Genomic DNA, 24,105 nt, shown 5'->3' with positions numbered 1-24,105 from the left:
TTTGTCAAAAAATCCTGACATTGTGCCGGTCCTCTGGAGCAGCGCAAGCCGTAAGCGCGTTACCGAGCAAAAGGCAGGCGCGTCACGGTGCTGAATCAGGCGGTATTTTATCGGCAAAGATCGTGCAAAAGTGCATCTGAACGACTATGTTAGCCCGTATTGAGCGCTGCTTTCAGGAAACCTTAGGTACATGGTAAGCATGTACGGAGACGCATCACCGAATGAATACAAAACCCCTCTTGGCCATCATTGTGTTTTTAATCTCCGGCGTATCGGGTTCATGGTGGATGGCGCAGTGGTTAAAAGACTCCGAAACCAGGGTGATTGAAGCCTCGTTTGAAAATGATGTGGCGCGGCACACCGCGGCATTGGAACGTGAAATTCTGTTAAATCTCGAGATATTGTTTTCGATCAAAGGCGCGCTGGATGTGCTGCCGGTGCTTACCGAAGAAAGCTTCGACGTGCTGACCCGTGATGTACTGGCGCGTACCTCGGCCATTCAGGCGTTTGCTTGGGCGCCGCGCGTTGTGCATGAGGCGCGTGCGCAGTTTGAACTCGAGCGTCAATCGGATATCCCCGGCTTTGCCATCACCGCGCGGTCGCCGACCGATGCCGTGGTGCCCGCCCCGGTAGCGCCCGAATACTACCCGGTGTATTACATTGAGCCCTTGCGTGACAATCAAGCCGCATTAGGCTTCGATCTGTCCACCGAAGCACGGCGTCGAGCGGCCTTATTGGCGGCCCGTGATCAAGGCGAAATGGTGGCCACGGCAGGCATTCGCCTCGTCCAGGAAACCAGTGATCAGGTTGGATTCTTGGTGTTTACCCCCGTTTATTCCGGGCGGCCTACGGATTTGGCGTCACGGCGGCGTGAACTGATCGGCTTCTTCAACGGCGTTTTCCGTCTGGGCGATATGTTTGCCAGCGCCATTGAAACGACCGATCTGGATACCATGTACCTGCGGTTGGTGGATCGCACCAATGGGCAGAATGAAGTGTTGTTGGAGTCCGGCTCGCTGGACGACGGGCAATATTCTATGACCAATGCCTATCGTCATACCCTCAGCCCGATCGCCGGGCGGCAATGGGAGATCCAGGCAGTGCCCAACAACGCTTATGTGTCCAGCCAACGCAGTTGGGTGCCACAAATGACCTTGGGTGGAGGCCTGATTATCACGCTATTGTTGAGCAGTTACGGGTTGATGGTACTGCGTAAAAACAGCCAATTAAAACGGGCAAAGGATGAACTGGAGCAAATATCACTGACCGACGGCTTAACCGGTGTAGCGAATCGCCGCCATTTTGATCAGCATTTGGACGAGCAATGGCAGTTGTCGGTCCGCGAGCTTGGCGCCATAAGTTTGTTGATCATCGACATTGATCATTTTAAGAATTTTAACGACCAGTTTGGGCATCAGGCGGGCGATGAGTGCTTGATGAAGGTTGCGCGGGCTTTAAACACGGTCATCAAGCGACCCACAGACTTGGTGGCCCGTTACGGTGGCGAGGAATTCGCAGTGATTTTGCCGAACACCACCCGGGCCGATGAACTGGCGGAAGCTTGCCGGGAGCGTGTCGAGGCGTTACGTATTGAAAATCCACGCCATGGTGTGAAGTCGGTGCTGACCGTCAGCGTGGGCGTGTCAACGATGGAGCCTCATCGCGGCAGCGAATTTACGGATCTGATTGCCTCGGCCGATCGCGCACTCTATCGGGCTAAGTCGTCAGGCCGCAATCGCGTCGAGGTGGCCTAAACACCCTCAATATTGTGCGGTTCTGGCCTTGAGAATGTGCGCGAGTTCTTCGTCCGTCAACACCAAGGGATTCGTCTTCATACTGCCACCGCGCGCATTGCTGATCACCCGCCCGGCATCGTCGGCGCGATAACCGAATGAGTCTAAGGTTGGCATGCCTAGGCGGGCTGTCCAGTCGCTGAGTATCTCCACCAAGCTTTCTTGTGCGGCCTTGTCGTCCAAAGTCATATTGCCCGCCAACAAACGACCGACATGCGCGTATTTGGTCAGGGCGGGGCTGTCGGGGTGGCGTTCGTGCAGAGCCGAAATATTCACCCGCGTAGCTTCTGCCACCAGAGTCCCGCAGACTACGCCGTGCGGTATGGGAAAGAAGGCACCTAATGGCGAGGCCAAACCGTGCACGGAGCCCAAACCAACTTGGGCTAACGTGATGCCCGATTGCAACGCAGCATAGGCGAGGTCGGTAAAGCCAGAGTCGGGCTGACCAAGTTCGGTTTCATAGGCCGACCAAAATCCCCGCACGAAGGCTTCCAGTCCAGACCATGCTAAGGCATCGGTGAAGGGGTTAGCCTTAATCGAAACGTAAGATTCCAAGAGTTGCGTAAACGCATCCATGCCATTGGCCGCCAAGAGAAATTTGGGGCAGGCGTGCAGCAGGTCAGGATCGACAATGGCGATCTGGGCAACCAAAGCGTCCGCCCGGAAGGATTTTTTAAAACCCTCGGTACCTTGCACGCTTAACACGGCGTTTTTGGTTGCTTCGCTGCCGGTGCCTGCCGTGGTTGGCACAGCAATAAAGGGCAGCTCTGGGCCGTCATAGGTAAGACCTTGGCCGACGCCTTCCAAGTAGTCCATCACGGAATGGCCGCTGGGTAGCAGACCCGCCACGGCTTTTGCCGCATCCAGTGGACTGCCGCCGCCAATCCCTACTACGGCTTTGACGTTTTGGTTGTGCAGTTCTCGTACCGTCTCATCAACCCAATGCGGAGTAGGTTCACCCTGTACCGAGCGCCATGTCCAGGTGATGCCCACGGTGTTCAATTCTGCCTGCAGAGTGGGCCACGCCGGAGTGTCGATGAATGAGCGCTGGCCGGTAATGATCAGGATGTGTGGCCCGAACGAACGCAATCGTGATGCAAGTTGCCGGATGCTGCCGGAGCCAAAGATGATTTCGGGCAACCGGGAGACCGTGAACGGAGATATAGTCATAGAAACACTCATGGTTGGCGGTGTGTTGGGTGTACAAAGCGCTGTTAATTTATCGCGGCATTATATATAAACAAAGACCTACTTAAGAGCGCTTCAACAGGACGTTTATATGCTGATCAGTAACCTAGAATATATCCCCGGACGCACCGTCACCACCCATTTGGGTCTGGTGCAGGGCAGTACCGTGCGGGCGAAGCACGTTGGGCGTGATATTGCGGCGACGTTAAAGAACATTTTTGGCGGAGAATTGCGCGGTTATACCGAATTGTTGAATGACGCCCGTCAGGAAGCGTTGGCGCGCATGGAAGCACAAGCGCAAGCCTTAGGCGCCAACGCTATTCTGAATGTGCGTTTTTCGACCAGTTCAGTGGCGCAAGGGGCTGCCGAGCTGTATGCCTATGGCACGGCCGTGGTCGTGGAGTCAGTCTGATGCTTTCTTGGTCATTACTGCCCTTATTGGGTCCGCTTGTTTTATTGCTGCTCGGCTTTGTGGTTGGGCGGCGTTTGGAACGTCGGCACTTTATCGACTTGGCGGCGCGCGAACAGGCGTCCGATCTGCCGATGATTATTTTAGCGAAGCGCGGCGCGGAGCGTTGTCAACATGGTGCCTTGGTCACCGGGTCCGTAGTGATTTCGCACGACTATTTCAAGCGCTTTATGGCCGCCCTTCGGATGCTGTTCGGTGGTCGGTTGCACAGCTATGAAACGCTGCTGGAGCGGGCTCGGCGAGAAGCCTTGTTACGTTTGCGCGAAACGGCAGGGCAGTTGGGGGCGACCCATGTTTATAACGTGAAGGTGGAAACGGCCGCCATCAGCGGTCGTGGCGGGCAGAACCGCATAGGTTCATTGGAAGTATTGGTATACGGTACGGCAGTGATCGCTCCATAATTCCATTTGCCGAGCGCGGCTCGGCCTTTTAAACTGACAAGTCAATAATTCTTGTTCGCTGCGGCAGCGGCGAACGCTCACCCTTCAGGATGGATGTATGGCAGCGTTTGGTACCGTTTTTATGCCGGAAATGGCGTTGGCTCGCTTTGATGGTCAAGGCTGGAGTAACCCGGAGATTGTCTCGTCAGATAGCCTGACACTGCACCCCGGCGCGCATGTTTTGCACTACTCAAGCACGTGTTTTGAGGGCTTGAAAGCCTTCCGTCACGCCGATGGCTCGGTCAATATTTTCCGGATTGATCGCAACATCGCACGCTTGGCGCAAAGCAGCGAATTGTTAGCGTTGCCGTCGGTTGATACGGCCATGCTGCAACAGATGATCATTGATGTCGTACGCCGTTTTGCGTCAGACGTACCTGAGCCTCCGGGTTCCATGTACATTCGGCCGACCCACATTGGAACCGAGGCCGCCATCGGCAAGGCGGCAGCGCCCACGGTGGAATCGTTGTTGTATGTGCTGTTGTCGCCTGTTGGTGACTATTTTGCCGGAGGCGATAAAACCCTGCGTTTGCTGCTCGAAGAGAATGGCGCGCGCTGTGCCGCGCATATGGGCATGGTCAAGAGTGGCGGTAATTACGCCAGTGCCTTGCAGCCGATTATGAAAGCACGGGCTTCCGTGCAAGCCGATCAAGTGCTGTTTTGCCCTGGCGGTGATGTTCAGGAGACAGGTGCAGCCAATTTCCTGCTGATCGATGGGAATGAAATCATCACCAAAGCGCTGGACACATCCTTCTTGCATGGCGTAACACGAGATTCCATTCTGACCTTAGCGCGTGACATGGGTATGACGGTATCCGAGCGGGAACTGACGGTGAGTGAACTGCTCGAACGTTCTGCTCGCTCTGGGGCAGAGGCGGCATTGTCAGGCACGGCGGCGGTATTGGCGCCAGTAGGCACCTTGATTCACAACGGACAAGAACATCAAGTAGGCGATGGAAAAGTTGGGCCGAAAACGTTGCAACTGCGCCAAGCCTTAAATGACATTCAATGGGGTAGAGCGGCTGATACACATGGCTGGTTAACCCGCGTTTAAGCACCTTTGTGCTGGGGTAAACCGTGACACCTTTTACGTTTGCCAATCGTTACGCCCAATTGCCGAGTGCTTTTTTTGCTCGGCAATTACCCATCCCGGTGGCCGCCCCCACCCTGATTACGTTCAATTCAGCCTTAGCCGAAGAATTGGGCTATCAAGGCAGTGTGGAAGCTGAACAGCTAGCCCGCTGGTTTTCCGGCAATGAAGTCATACCTGGGGCTGATCCATTGGCGCAAGCCTACGCCGGGCACCAGTTCGGGCATTTTGTCCCGCAACTGGGTGATGGTCGGGCCATTTTATTGGGTGATGTGCTGGACGTCAGAGGGCAAGTGCGGGACCTCCAATTGAAGGGTGCCGGGCGGACGCCCTTTTCGCGTGGTGGTGACGGCCGCGCGCCCATTGGCCCGGTGTTGCGTGAATATCTGCTCAGTGAAGCCATGCATGCCCTGGGTGTGCCCACCACACGAGCTTTAGCCGCCGTGACCACCGGTGAGCGTATTTTTCGTGATGTCTCCGTGCCGGGTGCCATTCTGACCCGCGTAGCGGCGAGTCATATTCGCATCGGCACCTTTCAATTTTTTGCCGCACGAGGCAATAAAACGGCACTGCATGCCTTAACGGAGCATAGCTTAGCCCGTCATTACCCCGATCGTCTTCAAGACCCTGTTCCTACCATGGCGTTATTGGAGGAAGTGGTAAAACGACAGGCGGCACTGGTCGCCCACTGGATGGGTCTCGGGTTTATTCATGGCGTAATGAATACCGACAACATGACCATTTCCGGTGAAACCATCGATTACGGCCCCTGTGCCTTCATGGAAAACTATGCGCCCGACCGTGTATTCAGTTCCATTGACCGTGACGGGCGCTACGCCTACGACCAACAGCCCGGCATTGCGCAATGGAATCTTGCCCGCTTGGCGGAGGCACTCCTAAACGCCGATGAAGATCCCAATACGCACCTAGCCGAAGCCGAACGCATCATCGGGTCATTCAAAACGCACTATGATGCTGCATGGCTGGCGGTGTTTGGTGCGAAACTGGGTTTGACCCATGTCGAGTCGGACGACCGTGTGTTGATCGAACGCTATTTGGCGGAACTGCATCAGTCCGATCAAGATTTTACCCGCGGATTTGCCAGCCTGTTGTCCACGCTTAAACAACTGCCGACGGACGTTTGGGTGTCCGAGGACTGGCTGGCGGATTGGCAGGCACGGTTGGCGCGCGACGGCACAACGCCGGAACAGCAATTTGCCCTGTTGCAGCGCAGTAATCCCGTGGTGATTCCGCGCAACCATTGGGTTGCCACGGTTATCCAGGCGGCCGAAGACCATGCAGATTTCACTCCGTTTAAAGCACTGTTGGCCGCCGTGACCCGACCCTTTGAGCACCCGGACAATTCGGCCTATGAACAACCGGCGCCACCGGAAGAACGCGTTTTTAGAACCTTTTGTGGGACTTGATTAAGCGAGCTTTCCTATATGGAGGTAAGATGAAAAGGATAGTAGGACTTTGTTTGGCTATAGCCTTACTGGGCATGGGTTATTGGGTCACCGGGCTTGGCTATGAGCGGCTAACCCAGTTTCGTCAAATAGAGCGATTGCCCAGCGTGCCGGTGCATGCGGTATTGCCCGGTGAAGTCAACCTGCAAGGGCAGGCGGAACCCATCACCCCCGACCAAGTGCTGGTTACACCAGACACGGAGCGCGAGGTCGTGTACTACCGCTACCACATCGAGCGTGAAGTGGTTGATTCGGACGGCGACCGCCGTTGGCAGACCGTTTCGGACACCATTGAATACACGCCATTTCTCTTACGCGATGCCACCGGTGCGGTGCTGATTGAACCGGATGTTCGTGCCTCCTTGCCACAAACTCATCGCCGGCATGAAGGTGACCGGCGATACACCGAATACAGCATCTTTCCCGGTGCTGACCTCTTTGTGCTCGGTTATGCGGTGCCGCTCAGCGGTCAAGATTCCCTGCAAGTGAGTTTTACCGAGCCCGGCAGTTACACGCCTTTGTTGTCGGCTTACGGCGAGTCGCGCGAGCGCAGCACCATGGCTGCCACGTCGGTTGCTTTTATCCTGCTAGGGGTGGCCGCATTGGCGGCGGGTGTGTTTGCTTTGGTCTGGGTGTTGCAATGGCACAAGACCCTGATGTTCGTGTTCCTGATGGCCTTGGTGGTGTTTGTGACGCTGTTCAGTCGCGGGATGCAAATGGCAAAAGCCGATGTTGAGGATGCGTTGTCACGTTTGCAGGCGCATGAACAACAAGTGCTGCAGCTCCTGCGCGATCAACTGCCCGCCATCGACGCTCGTTTGGATTGGACGCAGTTAGCGCGGCAAGTATCGGACGCGAACGTGCCGGTCGATCGTGCGGATCGCCTAGCAGCGGTGGTTGACCATGTATTATTGCGGCAGGCAAGGGTCGCCGACCTCATTCAATTATGGCCGGAGCGTCGATTTGTGCCCGCAGATATGAGCGCCCCGGAGGTCTCGCCACAGCCGCCAGAGGTATTCCGGCCGACGCGATTGAGCGTTTGGCATACCCTGATGTTTATATTGGGTGGGCTGCTGACGGCAGGGCTTGCATTACCGTTCAGTCTGCGCCGAATCAAACTGAAACGTCTGATGGAGAATTTGCCCACCACCCATGTGGCCGGGGTGGTGTTCGGGCTGAATGAAATACAAGGTCGTGCTGTATTGCCCGACGGCATGACGGCACTCACCGGCCCACTGAGCGGCGAACCCTGTTTGAGTTATCGTTTTACCATAGAAGAACAGCGCAAAAGCGGCAAGAGCACAAAATGGGTCGAAATTTACCGGGACCACACCGAGCAACCGTTCGAGCTTGCGCCCGATGAAGCAGACCCTAAGCAAGGCCGTTTGCGGGTATATCCGAGCCAGGCTGAATTTGTGGTGCAGGACCGTGTGGTCAAGAAACAGGGGAAGCAACGGCATACCGAAATTCGCATTCGACCGGACACGCCGTTGTATGTCCTCGGGCCTGTTGATGTGTCGGAAGAAGGGTCTGCACTCGAGGTCCGCCATGGCGACCAGGATCAACCCTTCATTGTGACCGACTTATCCGAAGGCGAATTGATGGTGCGTAAGGCAGCGCAGGCGTTTGCCGGTTTCTGTGTTGCGCTCATCGGTGGGGTGGCTGTGGCCTTGGGGTTAGCTGGGCAATCAGGGCAGTTTGGCGTCTTGCCCTACCTGTGGTGCGCTGCTGTTCCACTCGTCTATTGGGGCGTTTTGGTGCTGATATTGATGTATAACGATTTGGTCTTCTTGCGCCAACGCATTCAGCTCACCGATGCAAACGTCAACGTCGCACTTAAAAAACGCGCCAACTTGTTGCCCATGCTGGAATCGGTCACGCAAATGTACCTGGCGCACGAAAAGGAACTTCAAGCGCGTATTGTGGCCCTGCGCCAGCAATGGCAGCCGGACGCTTGGACGGCGCAAGCGCGGGCCGAGCTCATTGCCCAAGAACACCAACTGCACGACACCCTGTTAGTGCGTTTTGAAGCCTATCCCGAACTCAAAGCAGACGCGAGTGTTCGCGCGTTAATGCACCAGTTGGCTCGTTTGGAAGACGATATCGCACACATGCGCATCGGCTACACTCAGGCCATCGAACAATACAACACCCGGCGCGGTCAATTACCGGACATTTTGGTGGCGTCCTTGACCGGATTCGCGCCGGCCGATCCGATCAAATTTTAATCATTGGGTGCTGGCTAACGGCCCCCGAGCTGGTTAAACTGTAACCAGCTCAGTGAGGTTCATTGCATGGCCATTAATTTCAGCTCCGCCCCGTCCGTCAGCACCAACTCCGTCTATCCCGGTTTGGTACAGCAAGCTTCTAGCGGCGTGCGCATCAATCAGGCCGCCGACGATGCGGCCGGTGCAGCGATCGTTCAAGGGCTGTCCTCTCAGGTCAATGGGCAGTCGGTGGCGATGCGCAACATTGGCGACGGCCAAAGTTTATTGCAAACCCGTGGCGGTATGGTCAGCCAATTTACGGAGCAGGTTCAGCGTATGCGGGAATTGGCCGTACAAGCCAATAATGGCATTAACAGCCCGGATGAGCGCAACCTGATCAATCGTGAGTTTGAGACACTGCGTGATGGCATCAATGAACAAATAGCCGGTGCTGAATTTAACGGCCGCAAACTCTTTTCGGCCGATCCGTTGTCGTTACAAACCGGGGCCAACCCCAGCGACACCACGGTAGTATCGGGTACAAACCTGACGGACACTCTCGCAGCGCTGGATTTTGGATCGTTGCAGTTGGGCGGTGATGGTGACTTGTCTGCAGTTTTGGACCGGCTGGACGACAGTTTGGCGGCCTTGACCGACACCCAAGTGCAGGATGGTGCTGCCAGCAACCGGCTTGATCAACAAGCCAATCAATTGGTGCAAAGCCGCATAGATAACAGCACGGCGCGCAGCGGGATACAAGATACGGACATTGCGGAACTGGCCAGTCAATTAGCGCAAGATGACGTGCAAAATCGTGCCCAGTTGTTGTTGCAAGGGCAAGCCAACGCCAACAGCAGTAACGTACTACGCTTGCTGAACGCCTAAATCCCGGGGGGTTGGTCGTCTGATCAGGCGTTTGTGCTGCCTCGTTCCTGTTCAATCAAATCGTGGTACAGGTGGTCTACGGACGCTTTCAATGCCGTAGCGTCAGCCAGTGATAAGCTGGAAAGACACCACAGTTGTTGTGGTATTTGCTGTGCTTCAGTATGCATTTTGCGTCCGTCGGTACTGAGCTGAATTAACCACTGACGCTCATCGTGCTCGTCTTTGCGCCGGGCAATCAAGCTCTTCTGTTCCAAGCGTTTCAAAATGGGCGTTAAGGTCCCGGAATCCAGCCGTGTTTCTTCTACCAAGTGCTTGATAGGCACCCCATCCCGCTCCCACAGCGACAACATCACCAGATACTGTGGATAGGTCAAATCCAGTGGTTCCAAGAGCGGACGATAGGCGCGAATCAGGGCGTTGGTGGCACTGTACAGTGCATGGCAAATTTGGTTACGCAGCAACAGCGGCTCCGCAGCGGAAGAAGACATGGCTCGAATGTTTGCTCGATGGTTAATGAGGTATTTATTTTGCGCGCAAGGTATTGACGAGTCAAGTTCAAGCGTCTATTGTTTTGCGCACAAGATAAATCAATGAGGAATATCTAAGATGTGGTTCGTACTGTTAATTTTGGCGCTGGTCGCCGTCGCGTTTATCGCCATCTATACCCAAAATGCCCGCGTGCCGGAATTGGGGCATGAGAATGGTCGTCTGAAACCGCTCAGTAAAGACCCTAACGGCGTCTCAACCCAGACCGATGATCCGGCGAAGCAAGTGCAACCTTGGGCATTCAAAGCCGATCAAAAGTCTACCCTGCAGGCGATCCTGCAAGCCGTTGAACTTTATGGGAAAGCGGAGGTCATAACCCAGCGTGATGACTATCTTTATGTCGTATTCGTCACGCCCTTGATGCGCTACAGAGATGATGCCGAGTTCTACCTGGATGCACAGACACAGCGTGTGCACTTCCGGTCGAAAAGTCGGGCCGGAAAGTCGGATTTAGGGCTCAACCAAAAACGCTTTGCGCGGCTCACAGAACTCTACAATCAGGTTGCAGACACGGCCGCGCAGTGAGCCCGCACACAAGGAACCTTTGGACTATGAAAAACTACGATCTCATTGTAATCGGGTCAGGTGCGGGTGGTTTAACCGCCACCTTCACGGCGCTGGGTTTTGGTAAAAGCGTTTTAGTGATCGAAAAAGATCGACCCGGTGGCGAATGTACGTGGTCAGGTTGTATTCCCAGCAAATCGCTGATTAACCAAGCGAAAGCGGTGCATACGGCACGGAAATTTGCCGATATTCAGGTTGATGGCGCGTCGATTATGGCCAATGTGCGCGCCGTGAGTGAACGCATCTATGAACACGAAACACCGGAAGTGCTGCAGAAAGCCGGTGCTGACTATCTCAATGGCGAGGCGGTTTTTGTCGATGCACACACGCTCGCCGTGGGTGATCAGCGTGTTCGGGGCAAGAAAATTATCCTGGCAACCGGAAGTGCGCCCTTGTTACCGCCCATACCCGGTCTGAGCGAGGTTGCCCCACTGACCAATGAGAACATTTTCCAGCTCGAACAACTGCCCGAATCGTTACTGATCTTGGGTGGCGGTGTGATCAGCATGGAGCTGGCACAAGCCCTGAATCGGTTAGGGGTACGCTGTACCGTGGTTGAGATGTTGCCGGAAGTCTTGGGCCGGGAGGAGCCCGAGTTTGCGGCCCTGATGCGCGAAAAACTGGCGTCTGAAGGCGTGGTGTTCCAGCTCGACACCAAGGCCACGCGGGTAGAAAAAACCGCACAGGGTATCCGCTTGCACACGGTTCGTGGCACACAGGAAAGCACATTAGACGCGGAGCAAATTTTGGTCGCGTTAGGCCGCGCACCGAATATTAAGGGTATGGGCTTGGACACCGTGGGTATTCAGGTCGATAAGGGTGTGGTGGTGAATAAGCACTTGCAAACTTCCTTACCGCACGTATACGCCTGCGGCGATGTGGCAGGACCTTATTTGCTCAGTCACATGGCGAATTACCAAGGCAAAATAGCCGCCATGAACGCGGTGTTGCCGCTACCGGTCAAACGCTCGGTGAATTATCAACACGTCACCTGGGCAACGTTTACCGATCCTGAATTGGCGCGTGCGGGAATGACAGAAACCGAGGCTCGTGCACAGTACGGAGACCGGATACGGGTCTATCACTATGATTTTGCCAAACTCGATCGGGCGCAAACCAAGGCCGGAGATATGGGGCGCATCAAATTGATAACCGACCACCGGGCCCGCGTTTTGGGTGCCCACATTATTGCCGAGCGGGCGGGCGACTTGATTGCCGAGGTGCAGGTGTTGAAAACCCTCGGCATTCCGTTCAGTAAGTTGCAGGGGGTTATCCATCCGTACCCAAGTTATGCCGACGCTTTGCGGCAATTGAGTCAGCAAGTGTTTTTGGACCGAATATTCCAGCATCCGGTGGTAAAGCTGTTTCGTTCCGGAAAATAGAAATTCTTGCGAGCGCCGGTTGGCAGGCATGTCGAAAGACTTGGCATGGGCGGGTCGGTAGTGGGTAATATGTGACCTCTCTGTACGCAAGAGGTGTTTGTGATGTCACGGTTACCCGCAATGAAGGTAGAGCGCGAAAACCCAGGTGGTGACGCAAAGGCCAAAGCCGCCAGTGCTGAACCGGTTGGGACGTTCATTTACGAACGCTGGATCAATCGCAGTGTACTCTTGCTCTTGGGCACCTATGCCGTATTTTTAGGAACCAATATTCTGGGGTTCTTTATGGGCAATTGGGTGCTGGAATCGTTTCTGCCCGATAGTCTGCGCAGTCATTTCTATGTGTATATTGATAGCCTGCAAGACGATGGATTGATGTTAGGCTTAAACATTGGGCCATTTCCTGTCATGGCCGTGCTGGTGTTTGTGTACTTTCTTCCGCTGTGGCGCTACCTGCACCACCCGGATGCCACGGAACTGCAAAAGATCCGGGCGCAACGGCGTATTCTTAATGCCACTTTTGCCATCACCACCTTAACGGTGGTGTCCTGGATTTTGGCGCTCTCCTTAGTGCAAGGTTACATGCAATTCACTTACCCGGAGTTTTCAACAGCGTATCGATTGCGCGCTGTTTTGGTGTTCGGCATGTGCGGCATGTTCTCCAGTTTGCTCAGTTTCAGTGCGTTTGACTATTTGTGCCGCCGTTATTTTATTCCGTGGTTTTTCTCACCGAAAGAATTGGTGCGTATCCGCCCATGGATCATACCGTCGCTCAGCAGACGGCAAGCCGTAGGTTGGCTCGGCGTTAGTCTGTTCCCCATTGTTTTGTTGTTGGTGTATATATCGGGCTTGTCCTCCTGGCCAGACAATGCTTTATTTGTCCTCGGTACCGGGGTGTTTCTGGCGGGCTTGAGTTTTTTGTTGGCTATGCTGTCCAGTAAGACGTTATCGCTGTCGCTGGATGAATTGGTGGGTGCGATCAAACAATTACAGCGGCAAAACTACGCGGTTTCAGTGCCTCTGCGCAGTCAAGATGAAGTCGGGATACTTGCCCAAGGGGTAAATCAGTTGGCACTTTCTATGGCCGCCGAAGCGCAACTGCAACACACCTTAGGGCAGGCGGTCGACCCGCAAGTTCGAGACCATTTGCTGGCGCACCCGGAGGACTGGGGGACACAATCCCTCAACATCGCGGTCCTCTTTTGTGATCTTCGCGGTTTTACGGCCTATTCTGCCGAACGCAGTCCAACCGAAGTGACACAGTTCTTGAACCGTTTTTTCGACATTGCCGGGCCCCTCGTGGCCAAGCAGGGCGGCCATATCAACAAGTATTTGGGTGATGCTTTTATGGCCGTATTTGGTGCGCCCACAGTACTAGAGGATCCGGGTAAACAGGCGTTGCAGGCGGCGCAAGCCATCTGGCATGCCACGCGTGATATGCCGGACGTGCAATTAGCCATGGGAATACATGCTGGGCCTGCCTTGGCTGGGCCGGTGGGCAGCTCGCAGCGCCGCGAGTATTCGGTGATTGGTGATACCGTCAATACCGCCAGTCGCTTGGAGGGCATGGCGAAATCCCATGATGCGGTATTGGTCGTATCTGACGTGGTGTTACCGGATGATTGTCGAGATTTGGCGGAGTGGTCTAACTTGGGCGATGTGACGTTGCGTGGCCGTACACAAGCACTGTCTGCGTGGGTGTGGCAGCCTCAGTAGGCTGGGTAACGGGCTCCTTGGGCAATACTGGCAACTGCTCCTGCGTTGCCAGCATATATGGCTAGGACGGCCGGTATGTAGAGAATGCAGGAGCAATTCTCTGCCCGCCCATCCTTGGGCAATACTGGCAACTGCTCCTGCGTTGCCAGCATACCGCCCATCCTTGGGCATAAAAAAGCGCAGCCCGAAGGCTACGCTTTGATTTGGGGTACCTAAGCAGAATCAGGCGATATCAAAGCGATCCGCATTCATCACCTTATTCCACGCCTTCACGAAGTCCTGAACGAACTTCTCTTTGGCGTCGCTCTGGGCGTATACCTCAGACAGCGCACGCAGTTGCGAATTTGAACCAAAGATCAGGTCAACCCGTGTTGCGGTCCACTTCACAGCGCCGGTTTTCCGGTCACGACCTTCATACGTGTTGTCTGACACAGGCTTCCACTCGGTGCTCATGTCCACAATGTTCAGGAAGAAATCGTTGGTCAATTTGCCTGGAGACTGGGTCAATACACCATGCTTGGCTTGTCCGTAGTTAGCGTCTAATGCCCGTAGGCCGCCGACCAATACGGTCATCTCTGGTGCGCTGAGTTGCAGTTGATGGGCTTTATCCAACAACATTTCCTCATCTGCTACCGTAAAGGCCGCCCGACGATAGTTGCGGAAACCATCGGCTTCCGGTTTCAGGAATTCAAAGGATTCCACATCCGTCTGCTCAGCCGTAGCGTCTGTACGCCCGGGAGTGAACGGTACCTCAACGCTATGGCCAGCATCTTTCGCTGCTTTTTCGATCGCTGCGTTACCACCCAGCACGATCAAGTCAGCAAGCGATACTTTTTTGCTGCCACTATTGAAAGCCGCTTGAATGCCTTCCAACGTTTTCAATACTTTCGCCAGTTGTGCCGGTTGGTTCACTTCCCAATCTTTCTGTGGTGCCAAGCGAATGCGTGCGCCGTTGGCACCACCGCGCATGTCGGAACCACGGAAGGTTGAAGCAGATGACCAAGCCGTGTAGACCAGTTCCTGTACGCTCAAACCAGAAGCCAGAATCTTAGCTTTCAGATCGGCAATGTCTTTCGCGTCTACCAGTGGATGATCCACTGCGGGCACAGGGTCCTGCCAGATCAAATCTTCCGCAGGCACTTCGGGGCCTAAATAGCGAGCTTTTGGACCCATGTCACGGTGCGTCAGTTTGAACCAAGCGCGCGCGAACGCATCGGCGAATTCTTCCGGATTTTTATGGAAGTGTTCGGAGATTTTCCGGTAATCCGGATCTTCGCGCATCGCCATATCGGCAGTGGTCATCATCAAACCAACGCGCTTGGCGGCATCGGCCGCATGTGGGGCATGGTCGTTGTCGGCCAGACCGACGGCTTTCCATTGGTTGGCTCCGGCAGGGCTCTTGGTCAGTTCCCATTCGTAGCCGAACAGAACATCGAAATAGCCCATGTCCCATTTGATGGGGTTGGAAGTCCAGGCGCCTTCAATACCACTGGTAATGGCGTCGCCGCCTTTACCGCTGCCATGGCTGCTCTTCCAGCCAAAGCCCATTTCTTCGATGGGAGCTGCTTCTGGTTCTGGTCCGACCAAGGCCGCATCGCCTGCACCGTGTGCCTTACCAAAGGTGTGACCACCGGCGGTCAGGGCAACGGTTTCATAATCGTTCATCGCCATACGGGCGAAGGTTTCACGAATGTCTTTGGCTGATGCCAGTGGGTCAGGGTGACCATCGGGGCCTTCAGGGTTTACATAGATCAAACCCATCTGCACGGCGGCCAACGGATTTTCTAAGTCCCGCTCACCTGAATAACGGCTGTTGGGTTTGTCGCTGGTTGCCAGCCATTCTTTTTCTGAGCCCCAGTAAATATCTTCTTCTGGCTGATAAATGTCGGCTCGACCACCAGCGAAGCCAAAGGTCTTGAAGCCCATGGTTTCCATGCCGACGTTACCGGCCAGAATCATCAAGTCGGCCCATGACAATTTGTTGCCGTACTTTTGCTTCACCGGCCACAAGAGGCGCCGTGCCTTATCAAGGTTGCCGTTATCCGGCCAACTGTTAACGGGTGCGAAGCGCTGATTGCCCGTACCGGCGCCACCGCGACCATCGGCCGTACGGTACGTACCTGCACTGTGCCAGGCCATACGCACAAACAGTGGTCCATAATGACCGTAGTCCGCTGGCCACCAGTCCTGTGAGTCGGTCATGATGGCGGCCAGATCTTTCTTTACGGCTGCGAGGTCAAGCGACTTGAACGCTTCCGCGTAGTCGAAGTCTTCACCCAGCGGGTTAGACTTAGGCGAATGTTGATGCAGAATGTTTAAATTCAGTTGATTAGGCCACCATTCGTGGTTGGCGGTGCCTACGCTGCCCATGGTAGTGCGAGAGCCATGCATCACGGGGCATTTGCCACCGCTGGCGTCATTTTTTATTGCACTCATGTTTCTCTCCTGTTGCTGCTTTCGTTACCGGCTAGGTGTCGTCACGAAACCGAAATGGACGACAGTAGCCCTCTGAAACCTTAGTGAATATTGGATTCACCATTGAGAGTGTCTTGTCGGTCTGAATACAACATAGCACAGGCTTTCATTGTTTCCAGTAACTAAAGGGTAATGGGTTGATAGATAATAACTATTAATTGACGGGGTATATGATAAAACCTTGATGTACAGGGGTTTCCACGGCAGAGTGTCTTAGTGAAACTCCACATTGAACGCACAATATTTACAGCGAGGTGGGTATGGCAGACAAACAATCTTACGATTTTGTCATCGTAGGGGGCGGTTCTGCGGGCACCGTGCTGGCGAACCGGCTCAGTGCTAACCCATCCCTTCGTGTGTGCTTGCTCGAAGCCGGGCCGACCGACCGAAACCCGCTGATTCGGATCCCGATTGGCATTATCGGGCTCATGCGCAGCCGTTCCGTTAATTGGCGCTTATGGACCGAGCCGCAAGCTCAATTGAATCATCGTCGGCTGTATTGGCCACGCGGTAAAACCTTGGGTGGCAGCAGTGCGATTAACGCGATGTGCTACACGCGAGGCCATCCCAGTGACTATGATCATTGGGCACAGTTGGGCAATGCCGGTTGGGGGTACGCTGAACTGCTGCCGTACTTCAAACGGGCGGAGCATTTCGAACACGGGGCTGATGCGTATCATGGGGTTGGGGGGCCGCTGCATGTGTCGAGTTTGCGACATCACAACCCGTTAAGCGCCGCCTTTATTAGTGCGGCAACAGCGGTGGGCGTACCGCTCAACAACGACTTCAACGGACCTCAACAGGAAGGCGTGGGGCTGTACCATGTCATGCAAAAAAATGGCGCGCGGTGCAGCAATGCGGAAGCCTACCTCCACCCGGTGCGTGACCGCCCCAACTTGCACGTTATGACGGGTGCACGGGTTCAGCGTCTGGTGTTTTCCGGCACGCGCGCCATCGGTGTCGACTGCCTCGTCCAGAGACAGCCCCAGCGGGTAATGGCCGAAGGTGAGGTGATACTGTGTGGAGGTGCCATTCATTCACCGCAATTATTGCAGCTATCAGGGGTTGGCCCGCGTGCGGTACTGGCCGAGCACAGTATCCCGGAAGTTTTGGCGTTGCCCGGCGTAGGCGAAAACTTACAGGACCACTTGGATATCTCAGTGATTCAGCGTGCCAGCACCCCCGTTGGCGTTTCACTTGGGCCTCGGTATTGGTGGCGAGGGTTGCTGGGTGGCGTGCAATACCTAAAACACCGACAAGGTGAGTGGACCAGCAACTTGGCGGAAGCCGGCGGCTTTGCCCGAACGCAACCCAGCCTCAGTCAGCCAGATGTGCAGTTTCATTTTCTACCGGCCATAGAAATTGACCATGGACTGGACTTGCGCCAAACCATTCGTCATTTCGGCTATACCCTGCGTGTCTGCGATTTGCGCCCGCAAAGCCGGGGACGCATTACCTTGCACAGTGCCGACCCCAATGCTGCCCCCTGTATTGATCCGAATTATTTAGCGACCGAGCACGATATGGAGCAAATGGTGCGGGCCGTTAAACTGGGCCGGGAGATTCTCGCGCAAGCTCCGTTCGATCCGCACCGCGGAAAGGCACTATACCCAGGCGCCAAGGTGCAAACCGATTCCCAGTTAAGAGTTTACGTGCGCGCGCATGCCGAGTCGATTTATCACCCCGTGGGCACCTGTAAAATGGGCCGGGACGATATGGCCGTGGTGGATGATCAATTGCGTGTACACGGACTGGAAGGCCTGCGTGTGGTGGACGCCTCCATCATGCCCACGCTCGTCGGAGGCAATACCAATGCCCCGACCACGGCCATTGCGGAGCGCGCAGCGGATTGTATTTTGGGTGCGTGTTAAAGGGGCACGCGCGATGATTTAACACGGCAGGACGGAAAAACTCAGCCCGCTGTTTACCCGCGACCGGATCAACAGCAGTGTGAATGAAACGATCAACACCGTATCCGGTTGGAAACATCGCGCCACCGAACTTGAGGTGCCGAAGTCGTTTATAGCGGAAGAGGTGTCTAATTTGAGGCTGGGTATCTAGTTGCTGCCTGGCCAAACCACTTACATCAGAGTTCCTATACCCAGTAACAGCAGGCCCACTGTGGCTGGTACGGCTTGGATAAAGAGAATCTTCTTGCTGGCCGTAGCAGCACCATAAATACCGGCTACCAATACACAGACCAAGAAGAAGACCTTAACCGACAAACCTGCCTCGCCCAGCATCAACCCCCAGAACAATCCCGCCGCCAGGAAGCCGTTGTACAGCCCTTGGTTAGCCGCCAATGTCTTCGTTTGGGTGGCGAAATCCTGCGATAAACCAAACGCCTTGCGACCTTGCGGCTTGTCCCACAAGAACATCTCCAGCACCAGGATGTAGACATGTAACGCGGCGATGAGCAAAACAACCGTGTTGCTGAGCAAAGTAATCATGGTGTTGGCATCCTTAGTGTTTGGTCTTCAGTAGAATAAAGTAAATATAGGGCAAGAAAAGAAAAATTTCGTGACATTGACCCGGTCCGCGATGCGATCAAACCATCTGGTAACGAACGAATAGCGCTAATCAGCTGCAATACGTTGAAGCTCCCCAAATAATTCAGGTTGCTTGATGTCGCTCTTGGGTTGCGTATTCATGTCGTGCTTCAACATTGGTGTGGCGAATGAGTGCAGATGTTGGTTTGCCAACGTTCTGTCCAACCAATGCGGTATCTCGTTATCCTCAATCATTAACGGCAGTGATTTCGGGTGAATGTGTGCCAGCTTCGGGTGGCCGGGCAGGGTCACGATAGATACACCAAGTTCATAGCCGCCTTCAGGCGTTGGGTAAGCCTTGGCCATGGCGCCGAACAGAATGGGCTCACCGTCTGCACGCTCTATGGCGTAAGGCACTTTCCCCAACCACTCGTAATATCCGCTGGCAGGTATCAACACCCGGAATGATTTCGGGCGGGTGTTGTGTAGGGTTCTTCCCGTCGCCATGACTTTGTCTATGCGGCTGTTAAACGTCGCGTACTCTTGATGCGGCGTAAGCGTACCCTCAACGTCGGATTTCATCAGTAACCACCAGCGCGCAGATTGCAGAATGTATTGTCCCGATTTGTTTTGTACGATCACCAGAACGCGATCCGTTGGTCTAAACACCGTGAATTCTGAACGTCCATCTAAGATGCGGCGCGGGTTAATAATCTCCCGCCCTACCCATTCACCGAGGTCACTCGGTGACTCAAGGCCAAAATAGGCGGCTAGCGTGGGGGACTGCCTGACATAAAAAGCACCGCACATGGAATCACCTGCGAGGGGTTGTATTTCAATGTTACCGATGGAACAAACAAACTATAGCGTAATGAGGGCAAGAATAATTAAGACATTATCGGAGGGGGGAATGGTGGGCCTTGCTGGACTTGAACCAGCGACCTGCCGATTATGAGTCGGATGCTCTAACCAACTGAGCTAAAGGCCCCTAACTTGTTTTCTAACTTGTCTTTTGGCGTTTCACTTGTGTGAGCGGCTTTGTTGCCATCTCGTTCAACTCGGTCATGTACAAATGTACAGTCCATCGTTTCACTCGCTGTCGCCGCGCCCTAGCGCCAAATCTGGTGTTAGGTTATTGCAGTATTGGCTATGCCGAAGAGTTCGCGCAGAGCGCTCCGCTCCTACGGTCATAACCTAGCTTTCGTAGAAGGGCTGCGCTCCAACGGAAGCTGGCACGCATTATAACGGCATGGATTTTCAAGTCTAGCTAATGCCTTGATTTGGCAATAAAAAACCCGGCAAAAGCCGGGTTTATGCCCATGGATGGGCGGTATGCTGGCAACGCAGGAGCAGTTGCCAGTACCAGCCGACTATTCGTCGATGAAGGTGCGCAGGTGATCAGAGCGGCTAGGGTGGCGCAATTTGCGCAACGCTTTGGCTTCAATCTGCCGGATACGTTCACGGGTGACGTCGAACTGTTTGCCCACTTCTTCCAGCGTGTGGTCGGTGTTCATGTCGATCCCGAAACGCATGCGCAATACCTTCGCTTCGCGGGCGGTAAGGCCACTAAGGACTTCACGGGTGGCCTCTTCCAAGCTCTTGTCGGTTGCCGAGTCGGAAGGCGATTCCATGGTGTTGTCTTCAATGAAGTCACCCAAGCTTGAATCTTCGTCATCACCAATGGGTGTTTCCAACGAAATCGGTTCTTTGGCAATTTTCAACACTTTGCGAATCTTGTCTTCTGGCATATCCATGCGTTCTGCCAGTTCTTCCGGTGTCGGTTCACGACCCATCTCTTGCAGCATCTGCCGAGAAATACGGTTCAGTTTGTTGATGGTTTCGATCATGTGCACCGGAATACGGATGGTGCGTGCCTGGTCGGCAATCGAGCGCGTAATGGCCTGCCGAATCCACCAAGTGGCATAGGTTGAAAACTTGTAGCCCCGACGGTATTCGAATTTGTCGACCGCTTTCATCAAGCCGATGTTGCCTTCCTGAATCAAGTCCAAGAATTGCAAGCCACGGTTGGTGTATTTCTTGGCGATGGAGATAACCAGACGTAGGTTAGCTTCGACCATTTCTTTTTTGGCACGACGCGCCCGCGCTTCACCGATGGAGATCCGGCGGTGAATGTCTTTGATTTCAGACAAGGTCAAGCCCGTACTTTTTTCCAAATTGCGGAGTTTGCGTTGCGCCCGTTTCAGTTCAATTTCATGCGCAAACAGTTTCTCGCCAAACTTAGGATGATCAAACAGCTCCTGCAGCCAAGCCTCGTTGACTTCGTTGCCTTGGAAGCCTTTGATGAAGTCACGGCGCGACATGCCAACGCTCGCACCGGTCATGATGTTCATGATGTTGCGTTCTTGTGTCCGTACAACGGTGATGGCGGTGTTCACTTTTTCCATCATGGCGTCGTGTTGACGATTCGCCAGCTTGAATGGCGAGAACACATCACCCAGCAATTTCAAGGCTTCTTGGCCTTCTTTGCTGGTACGGCCATGTTTGCCGATGACCGCTTGCGCGTGCTCGTAAGCCGCACGTAATTCATCAAAACGGGCCCGGGCCATTTCGGGGTCGATGCCGCCGTCACCTGGATCGTCTTCCGTTAAACTCTCGGTGTCGTCGTCATCATCCAGTGAGGTGTCGTCGTCATCGCTGCTGGCAGCGCTGCTGGTATCATCGGCGCTGTCACTGGCGGCGTCGAGCGAGGTGTCATCCGGGTCAAGAAAGCTGCTCAGGATATCGGTCAACCGACCTTCTTCAGTCTGGCTGGCGTCGTACGCTGCACACACCTGTTCAAGGTTGCCGGGAAAGTACGCTAAGGCGTGCATGACTTCACGCAAGCCTTCTTCAATGCGCTTGGCAATAACGATCTCGCCTTCACGCGTTAATAGCTCGACGGTGCCCATTTCACGCATGTACATGCGCACCGGGTCCGTGGTGCGGCCAGCGTCGGATTCTACGGCAACCAGAACGGCGGCGGCTTCTTCCGAAGCGTCGTCGTCGGTGGCGTCGTCGGACATGAAAATGTCGCCGTCATCGGGTGCCGTCTCGACGACGTTAATCCCGATGTCATTGATCATCCTGATGATGTCTTCAACCTGCTCAGGGCTGGCTATCTCTTCGGGCAAATGGTCATTAACCTCAGCGTATGTGAGGTAACCTTGTTCTTTGCCTTTGGCGATCAGTTTCTTGAGACGAGATTGCTGTTGCTGAGAATTTTCAGCCATCCAAATACCTGTAAAGTGTCAAGTGCTCGGGGATTATAAAAAATAGCGGCGCAGTATAGCGATTTACCAAACAGATTTCCACCGCCTATGGCGATTCAGTCCGTCTTTCGGGTTCTTTAATGGTGCCGTTTTTGCTGGATTTCAAGAGTTCGAGGTATCTTTCTTTTTGTTCGCGGGTCATCAGCCGGTGGTCACTGACCCAGAGGGTGCGAAGTTGCTGGTATTCTTCATGTTCTGAGGCTTGATGCGTAAGGTCAAGCATTAGAGCCTGCAAGATATCACGATGAAACGCTTGCGGCTGAGGGTATTGCGTTAATATAGCGAAATATTCGGTGCGAGACAGGGCCTGCAAGATGTCGTCGAACCCGTGTGGCGCGAGCAAATCATGCGCGGCATAGCGATTTTCGGCGCTATGTTGTTGCAATAGCGTCAGCATGCTCTCAACCCACGCGGTGTGATCACCGGCTTTGAAGCGCCGTGTGCCGAGGTCGATGTGCGTGACCAAGGTAGGCCAGCACAACATAAGCGCCATCGCTTTCTGCCATGGTGGCGGCTGCCGGGTTTGTTGTAAATCAACCGGTGTCGGGGCGCGATACTGGCGGCGGGAAAAGGTTTCCTGACCAAAATCGGGCGGTGTAATGTCATCACTCGGGCCGTAAGGCTCTGTCTGATTGGGTGCGGCGTGGTCCTGGAGCGGCGGTGGGCCGTCCCGCATCCAATCCGGCACGTCGTCCGGCGAGCTTTGTGGCTGCAAGGGCGCCATCACCGGTTGGCCGGGTTTGTTGTTCCGGTCAGGGTTTCTGGCGGTTTGCTGGCTGCCTGTTTTATTGCTGTGTTTGGCGGCTTGTAAGGCAGTGTAGTGGTCGAGCTGTTGTTGAATGACGTCATGCGGCAGCTCGGCAATGTCGGCCAAGCGGCGAATGATCATGGCGCGCAACGTGCCGTCCTCTGGCAGGCGATGCAGGTCGGGCAGGGCGATGTGCACGAGGCGCGCTTTGCCTTCCACGCTGGTCATATCGACTTGGTCTTGCCAGTGTTGCAGGATGAACTCGCCCAAACTGGGTGATTGGCTGAGGCGCTGCTCAAATTCTACGACGCCTTCCTTGCGAATCAGGGTGTCCGGGTCTTCGCCGTCGGGCAGAAACAAGAACCGCATGGTACGGCCGTCTTTGGCTTCGCTGAGGGCAACCTCCAAGGCGCGCACCGCGGCTTGTCGTCCGGCGTTGTCGCCGTCGAAGCAAAAAATCACTTCGTTGACCACTTTGAACATTTTATGCAGATGTTCTTCACTGGTGGCTGTGCCCAGTGTGGCGACACCATAGGGCACGCCAAACTGGTGCAGGCTGATGACGTCCATATAGCCTTCCACCACCAAAAAGCGTTCAGGCTTTTGTGGTGCGTGCAGTGCTTCGTACAGGCCGTACAGCTCTTTGCGCTTTTGATAGAGGTCGGTTTCAGGCGAATTGAGGTACTTCGGCTTTTCATCGGTCAGGACGCGACCACCGAAGCCGATGACTTGGCCCCGTTGATTGCGAATGGGAAACATAATGCGGTCACGAAAACGGTCGTATACCTTGCCGTCTTCTTTTTCAATCACCATGCCAGCATCAATCAGCCGCTTGAGCTGCGCGGGGTCTTGCGCACCCGCGGCGGTCATTAGGTTGTCCCAGCCTGGCGGGGCATAACCCAGGCCAAAGTGCTGCGCAATTTGCCCGCTAAGGCCGCGGCCTTTGAGATAACGCACGGCATGATCGCCGCGGGCATGGGCGCGTAATTGGGTGCGATAGAATTCGGCGGCAATGTCGAGCACGCCTTGTAGGGTTTTGCGTTGCTGCCGTTGTTGGTCGGCTTGCGGGTTGTGTTCGCGCGGTACTTCTACCCCGGCCAAACGTGCGAGTTCTTCAATGGCTTCGGGGAATTCCAAACGGTCATGTTCGAGCAAGAACTTCAACGAATTGCCTGCGGCACCACAACCAAAGCAATAGTAGAACTGCTTTTGCGGATTAACCGAAAATGAGGGGGATTTTTCGTTGTGAAACGGACACAGGGCAGAATAGTTTTTTCCGGTGCGCTTCAGCTTCACGCGATGAGAAATGACATCGACAATGTCTACGCGGTCGAGTAAGTCGTCAATGAATGACTGTGGTATACGTCCGGCCATGCTGGAT

Annotated in this window: 18 protein-coding genes and 1 tRNA gene; 11 read left to right on the top strand and 8 right to left on the bottom strand. The window is 54.6% G+C overall.

Annotated features, from left to right (window positions below; genetic code table 11):
- Window positions 1-221 precede the first annotated feature (221 nt).
- Window positions 222-1,754 (top strand): CHASE domain-containing protein, encoded by a 1,533-nt coding sequence (locus tag ACFOSD_RS02450; protein WP_380693950.1) that lies wholly within the window; start codon window positions 222-224, stop codon window positions 1,752-1,754.
- A 6-nt stretch (window positions 1,755-1,760) separates the two neighbouring features.
- Here ACFOSD_RS02450 and ACFOSD_RS02445 read toward each other — a convergent pair whose 3' ends face one another.
- Window positions 1,761-2,963, bottom strand: coding sequence for an iron-containing alcohol dehydrogenase (locus ACFOSD_RS02445; protein ID WP_380693952.1), 1,203 nt, complete (start codon window positions 2,961-2,963; stop codon window positions 1,761-1,763).
- A gap of 109 nt (window positions 2,964-3,072) precedes the next feature.
- On the opposite strand from ACFOSD_RS02445, the gene ACFOSD_RS02440 reads away from it, so the two are divergent.
- From ACFOSD_RS02440 to ACFOSD_RS02415, 6 genes are all read left to right on the top strand, one after another.
- Complete coding sequence (locus ACFOSD_RS02440; protein ID WP_380693955.1) at window positions 3,073-3,393, top strand: YbjQ family protein; 321 nt, start codon at window positions 3,073-3,075, stop codon at window positions 3,391-3,393.
- A complete protein-coding gene (locus tag ACFOSD_RS02435) occupies window positions 3,393-3,851 on the top strand; it encodes a YbjQ family protein (protein WP_380693957.1) in 459 nt (152 codons plus the stop codon). Before ACFOSD_RS02440 ends, ACFOSD_RS02435 begins: the two co-directional genes overlap by 1 nt.
- A 97-nt stretch (window positions 3,852-3,948) precedes the next feature.
- Window positions 3,949-4,944 (top strand): branched-chain amino acid aminotransferase, encoded by a 996-nt coding sequence (locus ACFOSD_RS02430; protein ID WP_380693960.1) that lies wholly within the window; start codon window positions 3,949-3,951, stop codon window positions 4,942-4,944.
- Between the two features lie 23 nt (window positions 4,945-4,967).
- Window positions 4,968-6,407, top strand: a complete 1,440-nt coding sequence (locus ACFOSD_RS02425) for a protein adenylyltransferase SelO (protein ID WP_380693963.1) — start codon at window positions 4,968-4,970, stop codon at window positions 6,405-6,407.
- A 29-nt stretch (window positions 6,408-6,436) separates the two neighbouring features.
- The gene (locus ACFOSD_RS02420) at window positions 6,437-8,674 is read left to right on the top strand and encodes a LemA family protein (protein ID WP_380693965.1); all 2,238 of its coding nucleotides are present in this window, start codon (window positions 6,437-6,439) and stop codon (window positions 8,672-8,674) included.
- Window positions 8,675-8,740: 66 nt separating this feature from the next.
- Window positions 8,741-9,538, top strand: a complete 798-nt coding sequence (locus tag ACFOSD_RS02415; protein WP_380693968.1) for a flagellin — start codon at window positions 8,741-8,743, stop codon at window positions 9,536-9,538.
- 23 nt (window positions 9,539-9,561) lie between these two features.
- Here ACFOSD_RS02415 and ACFOSD_RS02410 read toward each other — a convergent pair whose 3' ends face one another.
- Window positions 9,562-10,026 (bottom strand): MarR family winged helix-turn-helix transcriptional regulator, encoded by a 465-nt coding sequence (locus ACFOSD_RS02410; protein ID WP_380693970.1) that lies wholly within the window; start codon window positions 10,024-10,026, stop codon window positions 9,562-9,564.
- Window positions 10,027-10,144: 118 nt separating this feature from the next.
- Between ACFOSD_RS02410 and ACFOSD_RS02405 the strand changes: the two genes are divergently transcribed.
- The 3 genes from ACFOSD_RS02405 (at window position 10,145) to ACFOSD_RS02395 (ending at window position 13,743) form a co-directional block, all read left to right on the top strand.
- The gene (locus ACFOSD_RS02405; protein ID WP_380693973.1) at window positions 10,145-10,609 is read left to right on the top strand and encodes a DUF1499 domain-containing protein; all 465 of its coding nucleotides are present in this window, start codon (window positions 10,145-10,147) and stop codon (window positions 10,607-10,609) included.
- Between the two features lie 26 nt (window positions 10,610-10,635).
- Entirely contained in the window at window positions 10,636-12,030 is a 1,395-nt protein-coding gene (locus ACFOSD_RS02400; protein ID WP_380693975.1) for a dihydrolipoyl dehydrogenase family protein, read from the top strand.
- A gap of 102 nt (window positions 12,031-12,132) precedes the next feature.
- Window positions 12,133-13,743 carry an adenylate/guanylate cyclase domain-containing protein gene (locus ACFOSD_RS02395; protein WP_380693977.1) on the top strand — a complete coding sequence of 537 codons (1,611 nt, stop codon included), beginning with the start codon at window positions 12,133-12,135 and terminating at the stop codon, window positions 13,741-13,743.
- Between the two features lie 222 nt (window positions 13,744-13,965).
- Here ACFOSD_RS02395 and katG read toward each other — a convergent pair whose 3' ends face one another.
- Window positions 13,966-16,179, bottom strand: a complete 2,214-nt coding sequence (katG, locus tag ACFOSD_RS02390; RefSeq protein WP_380693979.1) for a catalase/peroxidase HPI — start codon at window positions 16,177-16,179, stop codon at window positions 13,966-13,968.
- 299 nt (window positions 16,180-16,478) lie between these two features.
- Here katG and ACFOSD_RS02385 point away from each other — a divergent pair, with 299 nt between their 5' ends.
- On the top strand, window positions 16,479-18,089 hold the full coding sequence (locus ACFOSD_RS02385; RefSeq protein ID WP_380693982.1) for a GMC family oxidoreductase: 1,611 nt from the start codon (window positions 16,479-16,481) through the stop codon (window positions 18,087-18,089).
- Between the two features lie 210 nt (window positions 18,090-18,299).
- Here the strand turns inward: ACFOSD_RS02385 and ACFOSD_RS02380 are convergent, their stop codons facing one another.
- The 5 genes from ACFOSD_RS02380 to dnaG form a co-directional block, all read right to left on the bottom strand.
- Window positions 18,300-18,668: a DUF1304 domain-containing protein gene (locus ACFOSD_RS02380; protein ID WP_380693984.1), complete on the bottom strand. Its 369-nt coding sequence runs from the start codon at window positions 18,666-18,668 to the stop codon at window positions 18,300-18,302.
- 126 nt (window positions 18,669-18,794) lie between these two features.
- Window positions 18,795-19,517, bottom strand: coding sequence for an SOS response-associated peptidase family protein (locus tag ACFOSD_RS02375; protein WP_380693987.1), 723 nt, complete (start codon window positions 19,515-19,517; stop codon window positions 18,795-18,797).
- A 101-nt stretch (window positions 19,518-19,618) separates the two neighbouring features.
- A tRNA-Ile gene (locus ACFOSD_RS02370) sits at window positions 19,619-19,695 on the bottom strand.
- 382 nt (window positions 19,696-20,077) lie between these two features.
- Complete coding sequence (gene rpoD / locus ACFOSD_RS02365) at window positions 20,078-21,937, bottom strand: RNA polymerase sigma factor RpoD (RefSeq protein ID WP_380693990.1); 1,860 nt, start codon at window positions 21,935-21,937, stop codon at window positions 20,078-20,080.
- 85 nt (window positions 21,938-22,022) lie between these two features.
- Window positions 22,023-24,098: a DNA primase gene (gene dnaG / locus ACFOSD_RS02360; protein WP_380693993.1), complete on the bottom strand. Its 2,076-nt coding sequence runs from the start codon at window positions 24,096-24,098 to the stop codon at window positions 22,023-22,025.
- Window positions 24,099-24,105: the final 7 nt, after the last annotated feature.

The sequence above is a fragment of the Salinispirillum marinum genome, from assembly GCF_042650105.1.
Classification (GTDB): Bacteria; Pseudomonadota; Gammaproteobacteria; order Pseudomonadales; family Natronospirillaceae; genus Salinispirillum; species Salinispirillum marinum.
This window is presented reverse-complemented; position numbering and strand designations above follow the sequence as displayed.

Bases quoted from the DNA above. Each gene is read 5' to 3' on its own strand.
- ACFOSD_RS02450 (WP_380693950.1), top strand. From the start codon at position 222: ATGAATACAAAACCCCTCTTGGCCATCATTGTGTTTTTAATCTCCGGC.
- ACFOSD_RS02445 (WP_380693952.1), bottom strand. From the start codon at position 2,963: ATGACTATATCTCCGTTCACGGTCTCCCGGTTGCCCGAAATCATCTTT.
- ACFOSD_RS02440 (WP_380693955.1), top strand. From the start codon at position 3,073: ATGCTGATCAGTAACCTAGAATATATCCCCGGACGCACCGTCACCACC.
- ACFOSD_RS02435 (WP_380693957.1), top strand. From the start codon at position 3,393: ATGCTTTCTTGGTCATTACTGCCCTTATTGGGTCCGCTTGTTTTATTG.
- ACFOSD_RS02430 (WP_380693960.1), top strand. From the start codon at position 3,949: ATGGCAGCGTTTGGTACCGTTTTTATGCCGGAAATGGCGTTGGCTCGC.
- ACFOSD_RS02420 (WP_380693965.1), top strand. From the start codon at position 6,437: ATGAAAAGGATAGTAGGACTTTGTTTGGCTATAGCCTTACTGGGCATG.
- ACFOSD_RS02415 (WP_380693968.1), top strand. From the start codon at position 8,741: ATGGCCATTAATTTCAGCTCCGCCCCGTCCGTCAGCACCAACTCCGTC.
- ACFOSD_RS02410 (WP_380693970.1), bottom strand. From the start codon at position 10,026: ATGTCTTCTTCCGCTGCGGAGCCGCTGTTGCTGCGTAACCAAATTTGC.
- ACFOSD_RS02405 (WP_380693973.1), top strand. From the start codon at position 10,145: ATGTGGTTCGTACTGTTAATTTTGGCGCTGGTCGCCGTCGCGTTTATC.
- ACFOSD_RS02400 (WP_380693975.1), top strand. From the start codon at position 10,636: ATGAAAAACTACGATCTCATTGTAATCGGGTCAGGTGCGGGTGGTTTA.
- ACFOSD_RS02395 (WP_380693977.1), top strand. From the start codon at position 12,133: ATGTCACGGTTACCCGCAATGAAGGTAGAGCGCGAAAACCCAGGTGGT.
- katG (WP_380693979.1), bottom strand. From the start codon at position 16,179: ATGAGTGCAATAAAAAATGACGCCAGCGGTGGCAAATGCCCCGTGATG.
- ACFOSD_RS02385 (WP_380693982.1), top strand. From the start codon at position 16,479: ATGGCAGACAAACAATCTTACGATTTTGTCATCGTAGGGGGCGGTTCT.
- ACFOSD_RS02380 (WP_380693984.1), bottom strand. From the start codon at position 18,668: ATGATTACTTTGCTCAGCAACACGGTTGTTTTGCTCATCGCCGCGTTA.
- ACFOSD_RS02375 (WP_380693987.1), bottom strand. From the start codon at position 19,517: ATGTGCGGTGCTTTTTATGTCAGGCAGTCCCCCACGCTAGCCGCCTAT.
- rpoD (WP_380693990.1), bottom strand. From the start codon at position 21,937: ATGGCTGAAAATTCTCAGCAACAGCAATCTCGTCTCAAGAAACTGATC.
- dnaG (WP_380693993.1), bottom strand. From the start codon at position 24,098: ATGGCCGGACGTATACCACAGTCATTCATTGACGACTTACTCGACCGC.